At 41.0% G+C, this 21631-nt stretch carries 18 protein-coding genes; 6 read left to right on the forward strand and 12 right to left on the reverse strand.

Features of this window, described 5'->3' with window-relative positions; translation table 11 throughout:
• Nucleotides 1–146 precede the first annotated feature (146 nt).
• From DESYODRAFT_RS18170 to gatC, 8 genes are all read right to left on the reverse strand, one after another.
• Nucleotides 147–1883, reverse strand: a complete 1737-nt coding sequence (locus DESYODRAFT_RS18170) for a sigma-54-dependent Fis family transcriptional regulator (protein ID WP_007785323.1) — start codon at nt 1881–1883, stop codon at nt 147–149.
• Between the two features lie 161 nt (nt 1884–2044).
• Entirely contained in the window at nt 2045–3184 is a 1140-nt protein-coding gene (locus DESYODRAFT_RS18175) for an acyl-CoA dehydrogenase (protein ID WP_007785324.1), read from the reverse strand.
• Nucleotides 3185–3443: 259 nt separating this feature from the next.
• Nucleotides 3444–4676, reverse strand: a complete 1233-nt coding sequence (locus DESYODRAFT_RS18180; protein ID WP_007785325.1) for a hypothetical protein — start codon at nt 4674–4676, stop codon at nt 3444–3446.
• 814 nt (nt 4677–5490) lie between these two features.
• On the reverse strand, nt 5491–6630 hold the full coding sequence (gene nifV, locus DESYODRAFT_RS18185; protein ID WP_007785326.1) for a homocitrate synthase: 1140 nt from the start codon (nt 6628–6630) through the stop codon (nt 5491–5493).
• 239 nt (nt 6631–6869) lie between these two features.
• Nucleotides 6870–7067: a hypothetical protein gene (locus tag DESYODRAFT_RS18190; protein ID WP_042338823.1), complete on the reverse strand. Its 198-nt coding sequence runs from the start codon at nt 7065–7067 to the stop codon at nt 6870–6872.
• Nucleotides 7068–7168: 101 nt separating this feature from the next.
• Nucleotides 7169–8617 (reverse strand): Asp-tRNA(Asn)/Glu-tRNA(Gln) amidotransferase subunit GatB, encoded by a 1449-nt coding sequence (gatB, locus tag DESYODRAFT_RS18195; protein WP_007785327.1) that lies wholly within the window; start codon nt 8615–8617, stop codon nt 7169–7171.
• Entirely contained in the window at nt 8604–10094 is a 1491-nt protein-coding gene (gene gatA, locus DESYODRAFT_RS18200; protein WP_007785328.1) for an Asp-tRNA(Asn)/Glu-tRNA(Gln) amidotransferase subunit GatA, read from the reverse strand. The genes gatB and gatA overlap by 14 nt, the downstream gene beginning before the upstream one ends.
• Nucleotides 10095–10126: 32 nt before the next feature.
• Nucleotides 10127–10417 (reverse strand): Asp-tRNA(Asn)/Glu-tRNA(Gln) amidotransferase subunit GatC, encoded by a 291-nt coding sequence (gene gatC, locus DESYODRAFT_RS18205; RefSeq protein WP_007785329.1) that lies wholly within the window; start codon nt 10415–10417, stop codon nt 10127–10129.
• Between the two features lie 250 nt (nt 10418–10667).
• Here gatC and DESYODRAFT_RS26715 point away from each other — a divergent pair, with 250 nt between their 5' ends.
• From DESYODRAFT_RS26715 to DESYODRAFT_RS18235, 5 genes are all read left to right on the forward strand, one after another.
• Nucleotides 10668–11108, forward strand: coding sequence for a DUF6147 family protein (locus DESYODRAFT_RS26715; RefSeq protein ID WP_007785330.1), 441 nt, complete (start codon nt 10668–10670; stop codon nt 11106–11108).
• Nucleotides 11109–11511: 403 nt separating this feature from the next.
• Nucleotides 11512–12132: a hypothetical protein gene (locus DESYODRAFT_RS18220; RefSeq protein WP_007785332.1), complete on the forward strand. Its 621-nt coding sequence runs from the start codon at nt 11512–11514 to the stop codon at nt 12130–12132.
• Nucleotides 12133–13574: 1442 nt separating this feature from the next.
• Nucleotides 13575–14270: an N-acetylmuramoyl-L-alanine amidase gene (locus tag DESYODRAFT_RS26720; RefSeq protein ID WP_007785333.1), complete on the forward strand. Its 696-nt coding sequence runs from the start codon at nt 13575–13577 to the stop codon at nt 14268–14270.
• A gap of 16 nt (nt 14271–14286) precedes the next feature.
• A complete protein-coding gene (locus tag DESYODRAFT_RS18230) occupies nt 14287–14673 on the forward strand; it encodes a hypothetical protein (protein WP_007785334.1) in 387 nt (128 codons plus the stop codon).
• Nucleotides 14674–15205: 532 nt separating this feature from the next.
• Entirely contained in the window at nt 15206–15601 is a 396-nt protein-coding gene (locus DESYODRAFT_RS18235; RefSeq protein WP_007785335.1) for a hypothetical protein, read from the forward strand.
• Nucleotides 15602–16470: 869 nt separating this feature from the next.
• Here the strand turns inward: DESYODRAFT_RS18235 and DESYODRAFT_RS18240 are convergent.
• Nucleotides 16471–17211 (reverse strand): DUF4367 domain-containing protein, encoded by a 741-nt coding sequence (locus DESYODRAFT_RS18240; protein WP_007785336.1) that lies wholly within the window; start codon nt 17209–17211, stop codon nt 16471–16473.
• Complete coding sequence (locus DESYODRAFT_RS18245; RefSeq protein WP_007785337.1) at nt 17208–17762, reverse strand: RNA polymerase sigma factor; 555 nt, start codon at nt 17760–17762, stop codon at nt 17208–17210. Before DESYODRAFT_RS18245 ends, DESYODRAFT_RS18240 begins: the two co-directional genes overlap by 4 nt.
• Before the next feature lie 229 nt (nt 17763–17991).
• Here DESYODRAFT_RS18245 and DESYODRAFT_RS18250 point away from each other — a divergent pair, with 229 nt between their 5' ends.
• Nucleotides 17992–18705, forward strand: a complete 714-nt coding sequence (locus tag DESYODRAFT_RS18250) for a hypothetical protein (protein ID WP_007785338.1) — start codon at nt 17992–17994, stop codon at nt 18703–18705.
• A 135-nt stretch (nt 18706–18840) separates the two neighbouring features.
• Here DESYODRAFT_RS18250 and DESYODRAFT_RS18255 read toward each other — a convergent pair whose 3' ends face one another.
• Together DESYODRAFT_RS18255 and DESYODRAFT_RS18260 are read right to left on the reverse strand one after the other, a co-directional pair.
• A complete protein-coding gene (locus tag DESYODRAFT_RS18255) occupies nt 18841–19806 on the reverse strand; it encodes an ammonia-forming cytochrome c nitrite reductase subunit c552 (protein ID WP_007785339.1) in 966 nt (321 codons plus the stop codon).
• Nucleotides 19803–21566, reverse strand: a complete 1764-nt coding sequence (locus DESYODRAFT_RS18260; protein WP_007785341.1) for a methyl-accepting chemotaxis protein — start codon at nt 21564–21566, stop codon at nt 19803–19805. Before DESYODRAFT_RS18260 ends, DESYODRAFT_RS18255 begins: the two co-directional genes overlap by 4 nt.
• Nucleotides 21567–21631: the final 65 nt, after the last annotated feature.

The following is a 21631-nucleotide window of genomic DNA, read 5'->3' on the forward strand; positions in this document are numbered from 1 at the left end:
TTACACTCAAACAATGATAAACTCCAGGATCTGTCCGGCTCCCCGGACAGGCGGCAGTGTCTACAAATCGATACAGGCAACGATAGTAGACACCTATAAGTGCAGCTTTCCGGCAAACACACCTAAAAATAGGCTTCTTTGGTCCATCAGGGATTGTGTAATTGATGCTTAATAAGTTTCTTGTATAAGCCCGCTCGGGATAAACCTAAGGATTTTGCAGCTTGAACCTTATTTCCATTAGCCGTTTCAAGGGCGATTATGAGAGCATTTTTTTCCACTCCATTGAGAATTGTTTCCAGTGAGCCTTCTACATAAGGTCGGATATCATGGTTTGCCAGAACTTGAAGGTAATTCGGCAAGTGCTTTAATTGGATTTCCGTACCTTCAAGTATATTAAAAGCTCTTTCAATAATATTTTCCAGCTCACGGATATTACCGGGCCAGCGATGTTTCATCAGGACATCTTTCGCTTCAGGTGATATTCCCGTCACCGATTGGGCAAACTGGAGGTTGAATTTTTTAATAAATGTCTTGATAATAACCTCTAAATCATCCATCCTTTCTCTTAGAGGAGGAATCGTTAAGGTTACAACATTTAAGCGATAATATAAATCTTCACGAAACTGTTTATCGCGAATCATCCCTTCAAGGTCACGATTCGTCGCGGCAACCAGCCGAAAATCCACTTTACGGGATTTATTGCTTCCCAATCGTTCGACTTCCCGTTCCTGAATGACTCGTAATAACTTGGCTTGCATGCTCATTTCCATGTCACCGATTTCGTCAAGAAACAAGGTTCCACCGTCGGCAAGTTCAAACTTTCCGATCTTTCCCCCTTTTCTTGCTCCAGTAAACGCCCCTTCATCATAACCAAACATTTCCGATTCAAGAAGATTATCGGGAACCGCTGCACAATTCACCTTGATAAAGGGGCCTTCTCTGCGAGAGCTTTGCGCATGGAGCAGTAAAGCAAATAATTCTTTGCCCGTCCCGCTTTCCCCCCTCAGCAGCACAGTGGACCCGGATTTAGCCACACGAAGAGTGGTCTGAACCAAGTTCGACATGACTAAATTTCTCCCCTTAAGAAGATCCAGGGCGGAAGAATTGCTTTGCACCATTGTCTTTTTATAATAGTCAAGTTCAGAACGCAGAGAATCAATCTTTTTCGTCATCGCATAAAGTTCGTTGACATCTTTGAAAACAACTTTTCCCAAAGCACCGACGATCTTACCATCCTGCACAATCGGGATCCTGCTGGCGATAATTTCATGTCCATTCAAGTCATGAATATATCCGTAAACAGGCTGCGCAGTTACCAGGACATCCGTAAACTTCGGGTTGTCGTAAACTTCAGTAATAGGTTTGCCGATCAAATCTTCCGGGGTTTTATTAAAGAAGCTTGAAAATGCCTGATTCGTCATAGTGACAATTCCCTGCTTATTAACAACGATCAGTCCATCATAAGCTGTATTCAGAACAACTTCGAGAGTACGTTGAAGCTGCTTGGTTTTTTCATGCTCAATGACTAAATTATCAAGAACATTCTGGAGAACTGTAATGTCTTGAAATACAGCCACAGCTCCTACCAGCTCTCCATGAACATAGATAGGCGTTCGATTACTCAATAAGATGGTGTCATTCATGGTTAAGCGCTGGCCCAACTCCGCAATTCCAGTCTCGAACACCCGCATTAACCCGGTTTCGGGAAAATAAGTAGTTATAGATTCGCCAACAATATTTTTGGCTGGAATTTTCAATATGCTAAAAACGGCACGATTAGCATAAATAATCATACCTTGGGGATTTACAGCAATAATTGCGTTATTCGTATTATCTAAAATTTCATCAAGGGTAATCGAAAAGTTCTGTCCTTCCAGCAACATGAATTTGTCCTCCTGCAATTTTTGGTATAATAAGTAATTCGATCAAAGAGATGTCCAATCCTTCTTGAATGTTCGTTCATTAAGTCTCAAAAAGAAACTACACAAGCCTCATTTCAAAAAAGTGCTTAGATTGTTAATCTCCCTGCAGTCGGTCCAAATCTCTAAGCTCCCAGGTGCTTTGCCACAACAATCCTTTGTATCTGATTTGTACCCTCATATATCTGTGTAATCTTAGCATCCCGCATATAGCGCTCGACTTTATACTCTTTGCAGTAACCATACCCTCCAAAAATCTGCACTGCATCTGTCGTCACTTTCACCGCAGTATCGCTGGCAAACATCTTAGCCATCGATGCTTGTTTTGTGTAGGGCAGTCCGGCCATTCTCAAAGAGGCTGCCTGATAAACGAGCAGCCTCGAAGCTTCAATTTGAGTTGCCATATCGGCCAGAATAAATTGAACACCTTGGAAATTGCGTATAACTTGGTTGAACTGCACGCGATTTTGGGAATAGGCTAAGGCTTCGTCAAGTGCGGCCTGAGCTATACCTAAGGCTTGTGCGCCGATTCCGATCCGCCCGCCGTCCAACATAGACATTGCCACTTTGAAGCCTTGTCCTTCGGCTCCCAAGATATTTTCTGCCGGCACCATAGCATTTTCAAAAATTACTTCGCAGGTTGTCGATCCATTCAAACCCATTTTTCCCTGTCGTTTTCCGACAATTAAGCCAGGCGTATCCTTTTCCACCAGAAAAGAAGTCACTCCGTGGGGGCCTTTAGCCAGGTCTACAGACGCCATGACTAAATAGATATCCGCATAACCCGCATTTGTGATAAAGCGCTTGGTTCCGTTAAGAATATAGTAGTCTCCCCTGCGCACCGCGGTCGTTTGCAGGCTGGCTGCGTCTGAGCCGGCATGAGTTTCTGTCAAAGCAAACGCCCCTAACCATTCCCCGCTGGCAAGCTTGGGCAAGTAGTTTCTTTTTTGCTCTTCTGTCCCAAAATAAAGAATGGGGAAGGTAGCTACAGAAGTATGCACTGCTAAGATGACAGCTGTTGAAGCACATCCTCTGGCAATTTCTTCAATAGCCAGAATGTAAGATAAGAAGTCCGAACCCGCGCCGCCGTATTCCTCTGGAATAGGTATACCCATTAGACCAAGCTTACCCATTTTACGAATGGTCTCTAAGGGAAATTCATGGGTTTCATCAGTTATACTCGCTATAGGGATAATTTCCTTTTGGACAAAACCTCGTACCATCGTTTGCATCATCAATTGGTAACGGTTTAACTGAAAGTCCACATCTCTTCGCCCTCTTTCAACTTACAATTCTACGACTATTGCTGCGTATCAGATGCTCCTGATTTAGGTACTTTTCAAGAGAAGGGCATCGCCGTGTCAGGGTAAAATTTGCCGCTTTATACAGCTTCCCCCCACGACGATGCACTTAATAAATCAAGCTACTCTTATTATCGCATATTTCATTCAATTTTTCATTGACCAAATATTTTAACTTCTACGAATAAACTCATTTTAGCACTTTGACAAGTCCTTATAAAAATTAATTCAGACTTGAAGTTTTGGATTCAACAACATCCACATGCTCGGCAGTTGACTTGTAAAAAGGAACCTTCCCCATAAACCAATCATTAAAGAGAAGCGGGATAATGGCCCAGAATAACCAAACCAGCGGTTTATTAGCATGATTGGAAAACTCAGGATTCAAGCCTAATAAAGGCAAACAAACTGCGTAATAGATATAGAACTGGACAACTGCAAGGATACCAACGATTCCTGTGCGAACAAACCAACCCACAACACTTCCCCATTTTTGCGGCCAATTGTCAAAGTAGTGGTTCCAGATCAAAAATGGGAACAAGGTAAACCCGGCAAGTGTAGCAGTATTATAATAGCGCCATGCTAAAGACGCAGGTCCGTCCGCGGCCGTCGGGTCCACTGCACCCCATACCGCACCCATACCAAACATCAGGATCTTGACGGTTACATAGGCCATGACAATGATAGAAATGATAGCAATCAAACCGGACCAAGGTTGTTTTTTAACAAGATGGAACGGTTTTCCTGACCAAACATTAGCTGTCATGAAAAGGTAGACAACCATCCATTCCCAGATACCAACCACGTAATTCAGATGCGGAACCCCATCCATTATTCCCCACCAAGGAGCGGCTGCCGCAATAGGTTGTTTTAAAACGACACTTACGTAGAACGGATAGATAAGTGCTCCATAAGCTAAAAGCGTGATGACAGTCGTTAAAGACCACTCTGCCAAACCTAACGCCGGTTGAGTCAATTTTCCTCCCCAAGGCCATTTTTTAAAGAGAATTGACCAAAATGTATAGGTGACAAAACCCATCAGCACAAACATTGTAATTGCTCCGCCCACATATTCTTTGGCGTGCTCGATACTTATGCCTTGTGCTACTAAGGCATCAACACTCCAAAGCGGCAGGATGAGCTTACCAAGAAAGCCCTGAAACACGCCATAAACGATAACATAGGTTGCTACGATATTGACTACAATCATCACGATTCCACGTGTCACAGGCTGAAGCTTTTCAAAAGGCCAGTTCCCGAAAACAATATGCTGCCAGGCGCCAAACAAGATCATCCACGCCAAAAACTCCAGCATGGGATGTTCATAGTTCTTGAAAATCCCGTGAGGAGATGCTAATATGAACCAAGTTATCAGTGCGATAATTAAAAAAGAAGCCGATGCAATAATACCGGTTAAGGGTTGACCCCAACGGGCTTTAGAACTGTGATCTGACATTGATACTCCTCCTATTCACTTTGTTTAATAGGCTAATTCCGTAGTAAAGCGTTATCTTTAACCATCTATGTCCTTACACATTCCTCCTTTGTTCAGTTTGCTCCTAAAGTCATTATATTCTGAATATAATTAATTATTTGCAATATTAGTGCCATAAGGATAATTCTTAATTTATTTTTATTTGATCTGCCCTATTTATCAGGCTTTAGCATAGTTTTAGTTCCTAGAAATTATAAAAATGCCGCAGAATACACCTGTTTACCTATGTTTACACTTTATGATCAAGATCTCTATATTGCTTAAGTTTCCTGAGCTTTTGATTACTGTCTACTTTATTTACATGTATATTTTTGTAAACATCTCCAAATGGTATCAAGGATAAATATAAGAGTATATCCTATTTATTTTAATAAGTTGGTTTTTAAACCAGGGATCATACTGAATAAAAACCTCCATCGATAGTTGAAGGACAGCCTTTGGTGTCAAAAACCGTGCACATGGAGGTAAAAACGATGCAGCACAAACCAAATAGTTAACGCCAGACCCGGCCGGACTTGTCCAAGAATCGTACGCGCGTACGATTCTTGGGCAAACCGAGGAGAAAGTTCTCCCTGAAAATAAATTTTCCATTCATCAGTAGTGCCGCTTCGCGGCATAGGAGTCTGATACTAAGTCACGTATGAAAAATTAGATGTTGATTGGCATAAAATCCAGCAGCAATTTATCACTTTGCTGCAAACAAGTAATAAGTGTTATTGGCAACTTAGTATGATACACAAAAAACGGCTTTCGCCGTTTTTTATTGTTTTATAAATTACTTTCCACTATTTCGCTGCTTCAGCATATCGCTATAGATGTAAGCAAGTTCTTTGTCAAATAATGATCTCTTCATATCCACAGCTAAAGCTCTGACCCGTTTAAGCATCTCGCTGGCGTCTTCATCCGACATCTCTTTGCCATACTCATTACGGAATTTTGCTTTAATTGATGCGGTTCCCGAATGTTTTCCAATTACAAGCTGACGTTCAAGTCCAACATCCTCAGGACTGAAGGCTTCGTAAGTCCGCGGGTTTTTGAGAGCCCCATCGGCGTGAATGCCAGACTCATGGGCAAACATATTACTTCCTACGATGGATTTCCAGGGGGGAATCCTCCGGCCCGAAGCTCTGGCGACATATTCGGACACCTCTACAAATCGTTCCGTAGCAAAGCTCAGATCCGTATCAAGCAAGTGTTTTAAGGCCATGACAACTTCTTCCAACGCAGCATTGCCGGCGCGTTCACCTAAGCCATTGACTGTTACGCCTACATGAGTTGCTCCGGCCTTGACTCCGGCCAGGGCATTGGCTGTCGCCATGCCAAAATCATCATGGGTATGCATTTCGACGTCTATACCCACTTTTTCAATTAAGGCTTTAATTTTGTCATAGGTTACAAAAGGATCTAAGATTCCCACGGTATCACAGTAGCGCAAACGGTCTGCTCCAGCTCGCTTAGCCTCTCTGGCAAACTCCATCAGAAAGTCCATATCTGACCGTGAAGCATCTTCCGCGTTAACGGAAATATACATACCTTCCCGTTTAGCAAACTCCGTTGCCTTGACCATCCGTTCTAAAACATCCTCACGAGTCGTCATGAGTTTATGTTCAATATGGATGTCCGAGGTAGAGATTGAAATAGCTACAGCATCAACACCACATGCCAAAGATTGCTCGATGTCGGCTATTACTGCCCGATTCCAGCCCATGATGCTTGCTTTTAACCCTAATTTTACAATATCGCTGATCGCACGTTTTTCATCTCCGCCCATGACCGCAACTCCGGCCTCAATCTGATGAACACCAAGCTCATCAAGCAACTGAGCAATCCGTATTTTTTCCTGATTGGAAAAGACAACTCCAGCAGTTTGTTCTCCATCCCGCAAGGTAGTGTCTACAATAGTTAAATGTCGCATAAGACTCACCCCTCATATATCTGGAAGTATTATATAATACCTTGGAATTCACTAATCTTTATAATATCACCATCTCCTTCTTATTTGAAGGATCTCCATTCCCTTATACTGTATACTTAATAAACTGAATAATAAAAAGAGGCATCCCCTTTCAGAGAAGCCGCCCATGCTGCCGTTGCGGTGCCCATCAGAGGATGAAATGAGAGTACTCTCTGGTCGGGCAGCTTCGCCACATCCGCTTACCGCAGCATTCCGAGGCTCGCCCACTCGCCGGTGCGGGAGCTACCTTCAGCGGATAAGTATTCTTTGAGGATAGCCGCTTCGGCGAAAATGTCCACCGGACATTTTCGTGCCAAACCTCCGGGTAATACCTGATGTGAACCCGTGGCTCCGTTTCCCCGCACCGACTTGTGGGCTTCTACCGCCTCTCCATGCAATGGGTTCGCTTCTGTGGACGAAGCTGCCCTGCTTGAGGGTCTAGGGATTCTTCTGCATGTCTTTAGGGTCTTTTTTCAAGGGAGAGAAGCCTCTAAAGGCGTTAGGCGAGTTTTTCCTTGAGTAATTTATTGACCAGACCCGGATTCGCTTGCCCCTTAGTGGCTTTCATGATCTGCCCAACGAGGAAGCCGATTGCCCGGTCTTTACCTGCGCGATAGTCCTCCACCGATTGGGGATTGGCTGCAATGACGCTGTCGATAATGCCCAGCAAGGCACCTTCGTCACTAATCTGGGCAAGCCCTTTTTCTTTGACAATCACCTGGGCATCCTTGCTTGTAGCATACATTTCCTCAAGAACCGTTTTGGCTATTTTTCCGCTGATCGTGCCTTTTTCTATGAGTTGTAATAACTCCGCTAATTGTTTGGGAGAAATCGGAGAATCCTCTACTCTGCACTGATTAGAATTCAGCAGACGAGTGACATCTCCCATAACCCAGTTTGCCAAGGTTTTAGCATCTCCGAAGCTCGATAAAGCAGCATCAAAGAAGTCCGACATTGCCTTGGACTGGGTGATAACCCCGGCATCATAGTCGGATAATCCTATGGACAGCAGCCGAGCCCGACGTTCCCCGGGAAGCTCAGGCAGGGTTTTGCGGATTCTTTCCACCCATTCCCGGTCGATAACCAGAGGAGCCAAGTCGGGTTCAGGGAAATACCGGTAATCATGGGCTTCTTCCTTGGAACGCAGGGCTAAGGTTATCCCTTGACCCTCATCCCAAGTACGGGTCTCTTGAACCACCTTTTCTCCTGCGTCCAACACCCTGGCTTGACGTGCCACTTCGTATTCCATGCAGCGCCGTACTGAGCTGAAGGAGTTTAGATTTTTCGTTTCTGTACGGGTTCCAAAGGTTGTCGAGCCAATTGGGCGCAGTGAAACATTGATATCAAAGCGTACTGAACCCTGTTCCATACGGCAGTCAGAGACTTCCGTATACTCCAGGATCTGCACTAATTTTTCCAGGTAGGCAAGCACTTCGGGTATGGAGCGCATATCAGGTTCTGAAACGATTTCCAAGAGCGGCACGCCGGCCCGGTTATAGTCCACGGATGAGGCATTGGAGGTCGTAATGGTATCCCCGCTATGTACGAGCTTACCGGCATCTTCCTCCATGTGGGCCCGAGTAATCCCGATCCATTTTTTCTCCCCATCCACTTCAATCTCCAAACCGCCTTTGCCGCAAATGGGCAAATCAAATTGAGAGGTTTGATAATTCTTCGATAAATCAGGGTAAAAGTAATTCTTGCGATCGAACTTAGAGAATTCAGCGATCTCACAGTTCAAAGCCAAACCGGCTTTGATGGCATAATCCACCACTTCCCAATTTAAGACGGGCAGGGCGCCGGGCATTCCCAGGCAGACCGGGCAGACATGGGTGTTTTGCTCTCCCCCGAACTCCGTCGTACAGCCACAGAAAATCTTAGTCTTGGTCTGGAGTTCCACATGGACTTCCAAACCGCAGACCATTTCGTATTTATTAGCGACCAGCACAGGACAGCACCTCCCCGGACAGATTCGGTTTTAACGTATGATAATTCGTATTTTGCTCAAAGGTATAAGCTACGCGATACAACGACCCTTCACCGAAGGGTTTGCCCATCAATTGCATGCCGATAGGCAAACCCTTGACGAATCCTGCCGGAATAGAAATTGCCGGAATCCCCGCCAGGTTAATGGGGACGGTGGTAATGTCGGATAAGTACATAGCCAAAGGATCTGCAGATTTTTCCCCAAATTTAAAAGCAGGGGTGGGAGCCGTTGGGGAAAGTAAAACATCAAACGTCTCAAAGGCTTTATCAAAATCCTCTTTAATCAGAGTTCTGACCTTTTGAGCTTTAAGATAGTAGGCATCATAATATCCGGAACTTAAAGCATAGGTTCCCAGCATAATTCTGCGCTTTACTTCCTGGCCAAATCCTTCAGCCCGGGTTTTCTTGAACATACCCAAAACATCGTTGGAATCCGCCCGGTATCCGTAGCGAACGCCGTCATAGCGGGCCAGGTTTGAGCTTGCTTCGGCAGTGGCAATCAGATAATAGGCGGGAATGGCGTATTCCGTATGAGGCAGGGAACACTCCGCCACTTCCGCCCCTAAATCAATCAGGGTTTGAATCCCGGCTTGAATCCCTTTGGCCACCTCCGGATCGATTCCTTCGCCAAAGTATTCACGGGGAATCCCGATCTTCAGACCTTTGATATCATTCACCAGAAACTTTGTATAATCAGGAGTTTCATAAGGAACTGATGTTGAATCCAGAGGATCATGACCGGCAATGGCATTCATCACCAAGGCATTATCCCTCACGGTTTTAGTAAAGGGCCCAATCTGGTCGAGAGAGGATGCAAACGCTATCAGGCCCAAGCGGGAGACCGCTCCGTAAGTAGGTTTCATTCCCACCACACCACAGAAAGCGGCCGGCTGGCGAATAGAACCCCCTGTGTCTGAACCCAAGGTAAAGGCAGCTTCATCCCCTGCTACTGCTACAGCAGACCCTCCTGACGATCCCCCGGGGACACACTCTAAATTCCAGGGATTGCGAGTCTTGGCAAAATAGGAATTCTCTGTCGAAGAACCCATGGCAAACTCGTCCATATTCAGCTTGCCCAGAAGTATGGTTCCCACTGCCCGCAGACGTTCCGTCACGGTGGCATTGTAGGGCGGATAAAAATTGTCCAGCATTTTAGAGGCACAGCTCGTGCGAATTCCTTCTGTGCACATATTGTCTTTGAGGGCCATGGGAATACCTTCTAAAGGTTTCAGAGCTTGTCCTTGAGAGATCTTTTCATCAACCTCAGCCGCTTGGGCCAAAGCCTGGTCTTCCAAGACGGTTAAATAGGCCTGCAACGCAGGATCCACCGACTTGATGCGGTCTATGTAGGCTTTTGTCAATTCCGTAGAGCTTATGTCTTTATGGACGAGCAGTTCGTGTAATTCACTCACTGACTTCCCGATAGTTGCTGATTCCAACTTCCGCAGTCTCCTTTCCAAGTCAAATAAACTTACGTCAAACTGATTTTCGGCACTCTAAAGAAACCCTCTTCCCCATCAGGGGCATTCCTGAGGGCTTTGTCATGATTAATCGAAGGTCTCACCTCATCCTCACGCAGTACATTGTGCAAAGGAACAGCATGAGCCGTAGGCATCACATTATTTGTATCTAATCTCTCCAACATGGCCGCATAGCCTAAAATGGAGTTAAGCTGTTCGGTGTATTCTTGAGTTTCCTGCTCAGTTAACTCTAGGCGCGCCAATGCCGCCACGTATTCAACGTCTTCACGTGAAATTGACAACTTATTCACCTTCCCTTGGTTAGTTTGTTGCTTTATCCCTTTATCATAACAAATATTAGGGAAGGGAGCAATAAAAATGGAAAAAGTGTGAAATAAACCAACATGATACAACGGGCATAACACCAGTTATTTATAAAGCACTACAAATGTAAAATAATTTTTAAGAATTCTTTCGAATTTGATGAAGAAAATTTACCCTCTAAATTGTCTAATAAATAAGGAACAAAAAATTACTAGGAGGATGCAAATCATGAAAAAACTAGCTCTAACATTTCTAATCGCTGTCGTAATGTTGCTTGGGTCCAGCCCCGTACTCGCAGCCCCAGAATCATCCAAATCAAACTCCATCCAGGCAGGAATTGGGATTGAAGCATTGCAGCTTATCCAGGGCGGCTACAGCAGTATTCAAAATGCCGGGAACAATCATGTTAGCATCTATGGTGAAACACTGACTTATAAGGTCACCGATATTGTTGGTGTGAAGTTTTATCTTCAGTACTACAATAATAGCGCCTGGGTTACCCTGGACACTGTGAGCCGACAAGGATATGATACCAATTTATTTACTACAATGGTCGATTACACTGTGACTCCCGGATATACCTACAGGGTTGCGACTGAACACTATGCTTATGATGGGTCTTTTAAAGAGACTGCCTGGACTTATACATCAGGAGTATATATGCCATAGATCCCTAATTAATTTGTTAAAGAAATAGAGCGCGTTTCATTTAACGTTCTCTATTTCTTTCTAAATTTAACCCATGATTTTAGGATGAAAATCAAAGTTAATGGGTCTGCTGAAAAATAGAGTCTATGCGATGCTGAATGCCTATATTATTATATTATGTAGAAGGAAAGGGCGGACTATGGAAATTATAACTGTTTTGATTATTACCGCAGTGCTTCAAATAGGTTCAATTTTTTTGTCCCGTCGAGTTGATCAACATACTCAAACGTCGACGGTTTCATTTTTTCTTTCATCTGTCATTATTACATCTAATTTTTTATCGTTTTTCCTTCTCTGTTTTGTGGTTCTTAAGGTAATTAAGATATTTTTTCCATAAGATAATTTTTATTGGAGGCTGCCAGTTATGAGAAAGTTACTATTACTTACAATGCTTTTTTTCCTACCTATTTCATTGGTCACAGGGTGCGCTCCCCAGCAATCAGAACTTATGTCTGATGATGTGGAGGTTATGATCCAAATCGTTCCCTTTTCATCTGTATGTGAATATCGTACATATTTTGGTTTAAATCATTTAGATGACAAATATAGTCACCCGGATGATAAACATACTGTGCTAAGTCAAAAAACTAAACAAGTAATTATTTCTTGGGAACTCAACCCTGAGATAAGAGCAAATGATTTAAATCGTCTTTATTATGGACCGTATATTATAATCATTCTGCCAAAAGATGAATGGGAATACGCTGATACTACCCATATTGCTGGTAATTCCTTTAGAAGAACTTTTAATTCTGAAATAGTGACAAATATTTTAAAAGACTATCCCGAATATAATTGGGCCAGCCTTGAAACCTTTGGATGGTTTTTCCACGCAAAATCGTTTGACCAGGAAACTATACATGTAGCTTTTAAAAAAAGAACTGATTCATCTGACGAAGGCCAGTCCATTGTAGCATATTATATATATTTTGATCCGATCACCAAGCATGGATGGGCAAAAAAAATCGGTAAAACTATTATATAAAAAACTTTGGGAAGGCTTTCTCGATAAACTCGTTCACCTGATAGAAACTGGCAAAGGAACAATTTCTTTCCTCGCCCAATCCCTTCATTGCCACGAGAACCTGAAACTAACGGTTATTCCGTTTCCGACAGCATTTTTCGTTTCCTTCGTTTTTCAGGACTGTTTTTAAGTGATTAGTATAGAGAGGCTTCCCTTTACTGCGTTCCGAGTGGACCAGGACCCTTAACGAAACGAAAAATACTACGGAATAATCATATCAGCATAGGAAAAGCACGTGAGCACTCCGACCAAATGCTCACATGCTTTTTTTCGTTAACTATCCTAGGTCACCGATCTCGCGACTTTAATCAGATCATCTACTTCGATTTTCCCAATCAACTCTATATCCAGCCCTCTCATCGCCCATCGCAGTATTAATGTTCCATCTTTAGCAAAAGTCCCTCACTTCAGTTTATATAGATTTTATTTACCTGTGCATCATCCGAGTCGTAAGGAAACTCCCGTTATGACCTGCAACTAAATTGTTCTGTAGTAACATAAATGGCATAACTGCTCATAATCCCAGAGTGCTTAATAGACCCTTCTTGAACCGCATCTTTGACCACTCCCAGACCCCTAACGATTAGATTAACAGCAGTAAATATTCTATGATAACAGCGTTCATATAATTCTTCATCGAGATAGTTCTTCTTATCCCTAGAGAAAAACAACTGCCTTACTATCTTCAAATTTATTAATCGTATACTCCAATATTGTTGCAGTCAAATCCTTTTTAGAGAATTCAATTCAAACCATATAAACCCAAAATCCCTCTTTATATAGGACTTTTATCCCATTTTAAATTTTTCCCAAATTTGTGAAGCCTTTTCCATGACTCAATTGTCTAATAAGTATAAGGGGGGATGAAATGAGTTTGGGTCAACAGGGTTTTATGAGACCAATAGGTAACCTCTTGGAAATTAACTAACTGAACTTAGGTATTATGGGGATACCATCCATTTAGTGTTCTTTGACAACTTCACATAGCTAAGATAAGCAAAAGTAAAAACTCACCTTTTCAAAAAAGTCAATAGGAAACCCGACGAAGCATAAGAGTAATCATTTAAGCAGGTGTTAAGCTGCTTAAATGATTAAGAAGCCTATGTTCAAAAAGAATAGAAGGCTTCAGTATCGCAACTTGCGCATCCAAGTGCTGATTGACCGCAGGTAAACTTGCTTGCCAAAACCAGCGCTTTTTACTACGACAGCGAGCATCTCAAGTTTATCGTCAACAAGGATTCTCTTGAATGTACGTTTAACCGTAGTTCTTCAGGCATAAATGATGGGACTGGGGTGAGAATTTCGAGAATCTGCTGGATGCAGAAAGGGGTGATACCAATAGGCTATGCTGGCTTTATTCCAAGACACTACTAAAGAATTAACAAATGAAAGGAGCTACCTTTATGAAGGATGATAAAGACTTTGAGAAGAATGGTAGTAGCGATGTATCTAGGCGAGATTTTTTTGGTAAAGTTGCTAAGACCACAGTTGCTGGAGTATTAATGGCTGCTACTGGTGGCATATTAACTAATCCTAAAATAGCCATTGCGGATGGAAATTATTCATGGTCATCCAATAATCCAAAGCCTATCATTTTATCGAGATCAGCATGGGGCGCTACTCCCCCAAAGACTACACTTCCTGCAAGAAATACTAGTAATTCATATAATTTAATATTTCATCATAGTGGAAGTTTAGTTTTTCAATTAACAGATTTCCAAGCTTGCATATTAAAAGTTAATAGTATACAAAGTCAGCAAATGTCATCTGGTTGGGATGATATAGCTTATCATTATCTTATAGATCCTGCTGGAAGAATATACGACGGCAGGGACCCTAGTAAACTAGGTGGTCATTGTACTGGTAAGAATGATGATATAGGAATATGTCTTCTTGGTAACTATGATAGTCAGTCTCTAACTTCTGCTCAAATTACTGCAATTCAGGCACTTTCAGCATGGCGTATAAGAATTCAGGGTATATGGAAAACCAATACATTTGGACATAAGGATTTTCTATCTACCGAATGTCCGGGAGAAAACTTGGAATCGTATGTAACGAACAGTTTGCGAACATATTTATCAAGTGCAATTTATTAATAAGGGAGGTTCAATAATGTATTCATTAATTCAAGATATAAAATGGGAGAATGATGAAAAATCAGAAAAACTAATTTTCGTCAAAAAGGCAACTAATAGACTATGTTTTCAGGTAAAAGAATTAGGTTTAGACCCTGAAGTTTGGACTCATGAGAAAAAAGAAAAGACTCATAAAGGCAAATTTCAATTAGAACTAATTTTCCAAGATTTAGAACTAACACCAGAACTTCTTGCCAAATTCGGTGAAAAGCCATTAGATATTGGTTTTAAGAACTTAAAAGCAGTATCATTGGGTTGTATGGGGGATGATTCATTAACCCCAATATATATAGCATTTGGAAAAAACAATCAAAGTATCGAATACCAGGAAGACAGCGAAAAATTAGTTGTAATGCTCTCTTAAGGAATATATAATGGTCCAAAAAGATACTCAAGTAGGTATTTTTACGGGTTTATATTATGGTGGTTCAAGAGTTAATGAATTAAAAAAGGGTTCTGGATGCTCCGGAACCTTTTTTATTAACCCGTAGTGCCATTTGCCTAATCTTAGCTCTTCTAAAATTCCAGAAAAGCTCGACTTGCAAGGTTTTGTGGAGAATTCTTATTGAATAAGGGGCTTTGATAAACACAACTACCCCTTAATAAAAGTGCACGTTGAGTAGAAAAAGATGTGCAGCAATCCGAATTCGCAGATAACCTCCCTACCTTTTTGCAACTCAGCGCCGAAAATTGCCGAATTTTCTAAAATTATCCTTAGGGTAAAATAGAAGAATACGCACGTGCTTTTTCTTACTTTCTGCCAATTGTTATAATTGCCAGATTATCTATTATTTTTGACGCAAATCAGTTTTCACCTTACTTAATTTTTTACTCGAGATACTTAAACGGGCTAAAAATCAGTATTATAATTAAATCTAGTTAGGATGTGAATTACAATGAAGAAGAAATTCCCAAAAATAATTTTACTATTTTTTGTTTTCCTAAGTATTTTTATTTTAACAGGATGTGGAAATAATGAGGAGAAAATGCTAACAAGAAGTTTCAATCAGATAAATAATGTTAAGGTAATGGTTGGTGATAGCGAAACAACTTGTAACTCTAATACGGTTGAACAAATCTTTGATATATTACAAAATACTAAAGTCAAATTAGATAACTATGACCAAAGTTCGGAACCCAAATTTATACTTATCTTTGAATATAAAGATGGTACAAGTGATATTATTAGAACAACCGAAAACGGAAAATTCTTTTATCGTTATTTAACCGATACATCATGGATTGGTGGCATAAACGATAAAATTCTACCTTTGATTAACACCCAAGATTAGTCTCGCTACAAATAGCTCCATCAATATCGTTGAATTTACACTAAAGTACAGTCATATGAATGAGGTCATCTTCATGCATGCCCTGTGTATATGAAACCCTGAATTTGACGCTTGAATGAGCGTCTCTTTTTATTCTTGCGTAAATTTTACGAGAATTTTGATACTAATGATGAATAAGCAAGTGGTCTATTTTTGTCAAACGCCAATATAACATACTCCTCAAGCCTATACAGACCATTGGCATTGGAATATCATCACAGGAAACGAAATCTGATCCTTCTGTTGGTGTTGTTTTATCATATTAGATTCAATAGAATAGTCCGCTTCCAAAATATACCTCAAAAAACGAAAGTGCATACAATACCTGGTACAGGTGTGATATCGATCTCCGATTTCTCCGGGTTAACGATATATCTAAAAATCAAACAGGACATGGTATTTTACTTTAACTCCTAAGGATGAACATCTTGGAAATGTTGATTGGACACCAAATTCATAATTTCAAACTTAAATGCAATATTTATCGAAAATCATCAAATATTACCTTGGATAATCGTAATACTCTTAAAAATGGTATAACTCAGTCTTTGGTAAGGCCCCTGTAGATGATGGAACAAATAAAATACCTGGGGCATTTATTTAATAGAAAAATTTAATAGTTTAAATCTATCAGACCAGCAAATAGTAGGTCTTCGTCGGGTAGGACATAGATTTGATGAGATAACAATTAGATTTTCCCCTGCGGTCTGGCTTTTGTGTCGTTCCGCGGGTCTAGTTTCGACGTACACGTTCCACGATATAATCTATCTCATAGAAAAAGCATATGAGCACTCCAACTAAATGCTCACATGCTTTTTTTATTAACTACCTTAGGCCACCGACCTCGCGACTTTAATCAGATCATCTTCTTCGGTTTTTCCAATTAACTCTAGCTCCAGCCCTCTCATCACCCATCGAAGAATTAATGTTCCATCTTTAGTCTTTAGCAAATGTCCCTCATTTCCGTTTATATCGATTTTATTAACCTGTGCATCATCCGAGTCATATAAGAAACTCCCATTATGACCTGCAACTAAATTGTTCTGTATTAGCATAAATGGCTGGTTATTAACCGAGTACTCCATTTTAATAGAATAGGTATCTCCCGTTGTTTGGGTCAGAAGAACTTTCTTCAACTCAGTACCTTGAGGAAGATAATGCGGTCTGGCAATATTAAAGTAAACAATTTTCTCAACCTCATCTAACGTAACTTCTTTCTCCGACGGGGGCTCATTTTGTTCAACGGCGGGAGGAGCCGAATTGCCCTTCTGCTCTGTTTTTACGTTATAGAGACTTCCCCCGAGAAAAACCTTTATCGAGGTGAATAACCTCTCCCCAAAAGCAGTTGCTGTAGCAGGCCTCAAAAACGAACCTGAAATAACGAGTAATACTACGGCTGCTGCCGCAAGGGTGACTTTTCTGATTCGGTTCGTTCGTTTTTTCGGAACACCATATCGCCTGACAAAATCTTCCCACTGTTCTTTAACTGGAGGTACATCTATTTCACTTGCTTCCCGCAGAAGGGATTTCCTAATTTGTTGGCCTAACTTATCTTCAAACTCATCATTCATAATCCACACCTCTCTAAACTCTCTGATGATTTATTAAGCGTATTTTTTATTCTGTATTTTTCTCGAGCACGTCGAAGCCTTTGATTCACATTTTGAGTTGAAGTTTCAAGGATAGCTGCAATTTCTTCAGTGGAGTAATCCAATAAATACTTTAACACCAGAATTTCTCGATCCGCAGGATTAAGTTCGGCTAAGACATTTGTTACTTCATTTTTAAGTAGTACTGAATCACTTACAGGGTCTGGCAGGTTATATCCGCTGGTATCGATCTGCCTGGATAATTCCACTTCGTTCGTCAATACCTGGCGGGAATTTTTCCGCAACATATTTTTAGCTTGATTTATTGCAATTCTTATGACCCATGCACAAAACTTATTTTTCTCTCTCAGCTGCTGAACGTTGCAAAAAGCCTTATAAAAGCCTTCCTGAACTGCATCCTTGGTCAGCTCAGGGTCTCTGACAATCAGGTTAACAGCAGTAAATACTCTATGATAACAGCGTTCATATAACTCATCGTCAATTTGATTCTTTCTTTCTTTTGAAAAAAACAAATGCTAACTCCCCTGTCTTCAAATGTATTAGTCTTTTATTTCAAGATTGTTGCAGTCGAATCCTTTTTTGGGCATTAGGATTTAAACCAAAGCAAATTCAAAATCTCTCTTTATAATAGGACTTTTATCCTGATTCTGGTTTTTACCAATTTCTATGAAGCTTTTTCCATAGCTCAATTGTCTAATAAGCAGCGATGACATGTTATACTAATAACGGGGGAATTTAAGAATGAAGCTAAAAATTTTTATCTTAACGCTAATGCTTATGCTTCTAATATGTTCAAACGTATTCGCCATAGAAAAATTGCCGACAGATGTAATGAGCGCTTTCCAAGCTAGTGTTAAAAGTTTTCAAAATCAAATGCTGGAAGAAAGAGATATGACACATCATCTCACGGATGCAGAAATCTATCAAATGAAAGATACAGGATACAAAATTTACAGACTCGATCCAAATAAGGTACTTGAAAAGGAAAATATTGATTTATACGATGCCTTATATACCAATGATAAGTGGTATATACCAGTTTCTGATCGATTAGGATATGAAATAGCTAAAGTTAATGGCGTTTATAAATTAGTTCATAGTGGTGTATATGACGAAAAAGATGCCATTCCTTATGAAACCTTAGAAAAGATGGCTATAGAAAAAGAGTTAAAAGATCTCGTTTATGTTGATGAACCAGCCCTGCACATTCATGGTCTTATCGGTAAAACAGCTAAAGGCAGTCAGTTTCTATCATTTAACCAAAATGATGACCTTAAACTCCAAAAACATGAAATAAACGACGGCAAAGACTTAATCAATGAAATTAGAGTCAAAGTAAATGAAGCAAAAATGAAGAGAAACCAAGGGTTTGGAATACCAATATTATTTTTGCTTTTATCATGTTGTATTGTTATAGGAGGATTCATATACAAGAAATCAAAGTTGCAATCATAAGAGCAAAGCAGGTTTTTCCACATTAATTTGGAAAACCTGCTTTTTACACACTCAAGCAAACAAATTGTGTTTTTAGTTCCTGCCTAAAATGAAAAGTACCCAAAGAACCGTCGAACCATCTTAACACCCTATTTATCACTTGATCATTTCTTCTAATCTTGGCAGGTTTGCTTCAACATCGGCCATGATCGCCTTAGTATAATTTAAGTTATGAATTCCCCAGCTGGCATCAGCCTCAATCAAGGTTAGATTCGTGAACAGTCTGCCATATAAATTATTGGCCTCTGAATAATCCGGGTTATCCTTATTTTTAGCCAAGGCCTCATTAACACTAGCCAATCGATTCATATACTGCTCATCCTGGGCTTTAAAGTCCTCCTGCAGCTTGTCAATGCGCTCAGCAAATTCCTGCTCATCTTCATTGGCATGACAAAGATTGCAGGAGGTAATTCGTTTCTCTTCCATCGCTTTACTGGGAAGAGTCGCTTCAAAGGTATGGTTTTGATTGGTCATATGGCATTCCGCACAACTTATCCCTTCCTTATAGCGACCATCAGGCATTTCGGGAAGCCCTATGGCACCTATGCCTTTAAACATTTCTCCATGGGGATGATGCCAGGACCCTCCCGGCTTAACCGTGCCGCTGGACATGCCCGTATGACAGCTGGAACATAATTCCGTTACATTTTCATCCTTTAAGGTATAGGCACCCAAATTATCAATCTTATGGCAGTCAGCGCAGCCAATCGATGAATTCAGTTGAGCAACCGCCGGTTTGCCATCCATCGGCGCCATGGCATACTCATAAGAATGGCATTGAAAACAGCGTGGCTGTACATGATGATCCGGCTTTTTCATTTCTTCAAGCAGGGTATTCAAGGCAGTCGAATGAACGCTTTCTTGATACTGTTCCGAAATGGGTATAAATGAATCCAGCTTAGGTTGTGGGGACGGCAATTTAGTTTGAGCAATTATTTCCGTTGACTGAGCGGCAGCAGTTTTGCCGGAATCCAACAGTTTGGGAACCGAATATATCCCCAGTAATATCACCATAAGCACTCCCAAAGATATAAGAGTTATTAATTTAACCTTTTTATTCATACTGAACCTCCTACCGTAAATTTACTGACAACTCCTTGGAGGTTTACCGCCAAAGAATCTAGGGATTCGGCCTGAGCATGCAATTCTTTGATAAAGCTGGTCTGCTCTTTGATGCTTACTTCCACGACACTGATCTGGTTGCTTGTCGAGAGGGAAAAGCCGCCAATATCCTTGGCTTTACCCGCCATTGAGTTGCTTGCTTTCCGCAAGTCTTCTATGGTGTTATAAATGTTCTTTATTTCCAAGGCCTCCATTTTAGTGTTAGCAATAATTTCTTTCAAACTTTTGCTCAAATCCTCAACAATAGTTTTGGTGTTGGCAATTGATAAATTACTTTTATTAATGACTTCAGTCACTTTCCGAGAAAATCCCGATACTTCCTCCAGCTTTTTTTCAATACGATGGCTGTTCTCTGTACTAGCCTGGGCCAACTTGCGCACTTCTGAAGCAATTACGGAAAAGCCTTTCCCCATATCTCCGGCATGGGCAGCTTCGATCTCGGCATTTAAAGCCAACAGATTGGTTTGCTCCGCAAATTTTTTAGTGACGCTGGTTATTTGGGCAACTTCCTCAAAAAGGAGTGCAAGCCCAGACAGGATAACATTTGTTTCCCTGGAGTTCGTATCGATTTCCAGCAAATGACTAACGGCAGTATCTAATTTTAACCCGCCGTCTTCGGCTCTTTGTGAAGAAATACCCGCTGCTTCAGAGATCTTCTCCGTAACGGCAGCAATATTGGCCACATTGGCATTAGTTTCATCGATAATATAACTCATTTCTCTAATACCATCGGCATTTAAGGCTACGTCCATGCTTGCCTGGGAAAAGGATGCCGAAATATTCTCTGCTAAACCGGCATACTCTTGAGTCGATTTTCTGATACTTTCGCTGGATGCTAACAATTGATCACTTTTATGAGTCGTATCCTTGATGACACTCTCTAAATTATCAATCATCAAGTTAAAAGATTGTGCCAGTTCGCCGATTTCATCCCTGCTCTCCGCCGCAGCCCTATTCCTCAAATCTCCTAACGCTACTTTTCGGGTTACTTCCATGAGACCTTTAACCGGTTTCTGGATCTCTCTAACCACATAGAAACTGACGAATATGGACAATACCAAACCCAGCAGCCCATAAAGGGATGATCTTCTTAAAGCATTTTTAATATTAGCATCTCCATTGGCCTGAACATCATTGAGCGCCTGTATGGTATCCTCACTCATTTGGTTACTGCTTTCAACCAGTTTTTCAGTAGAGGCTTTGGAATTAGGCTCAATTTGAGCAACGACTAATTCGTTCCCCCTCGTATGTAAGGAAAACATAGCATTACTTAAATAACTAAAAACCTCGTGTTTATGTTTAATATCTTCAAATACCGGCTTTTCTTCATCCGTCAAATAGTTGTTCAGCTTAATTATTTCTTCAGTGAAGTATCGATCATAGTATCTGAATTCATCAATGGCAGCTTTTCTAAGGGTCTCATCCTTAGATGAAATAAACGTCAGAGTTAGATTTTGTTGAGTTAAGACAATGGTTTTAATGGAATCATTAATCCTCAATTTAGCCATTCCATCATTGAGTTGAGATGAAAGAGTTCTTTGAGTATTACTGATGGTTGTTACCGCATATATGCCAATGGACAAGAAAATCAGGCCTGCGATCAGTAGCCCCGCGATAATCTTCTTTGACAATGACAGGTTTTTGATGATATTTAGCTGAAACTTTATCTCTAACCCCTCTTTTCGTGCATTTTTTCTCAAAATTACTCAAAGTATATCAATTCAATTACTAAATCAGTTTATACTATTTCCCTTTCCTTGTATAT

It is taken from the genome of Desulfosporosinus youngiae DSM 17734 (assembly GCF_000244895.1).
GTDB lineage: Bacteria > Bacillota > Desulfitobacteriia > Desulfitobacteriales > Desulfitobacteriaceae > Desulfosporosinus > Desulfosporosinus youngiae.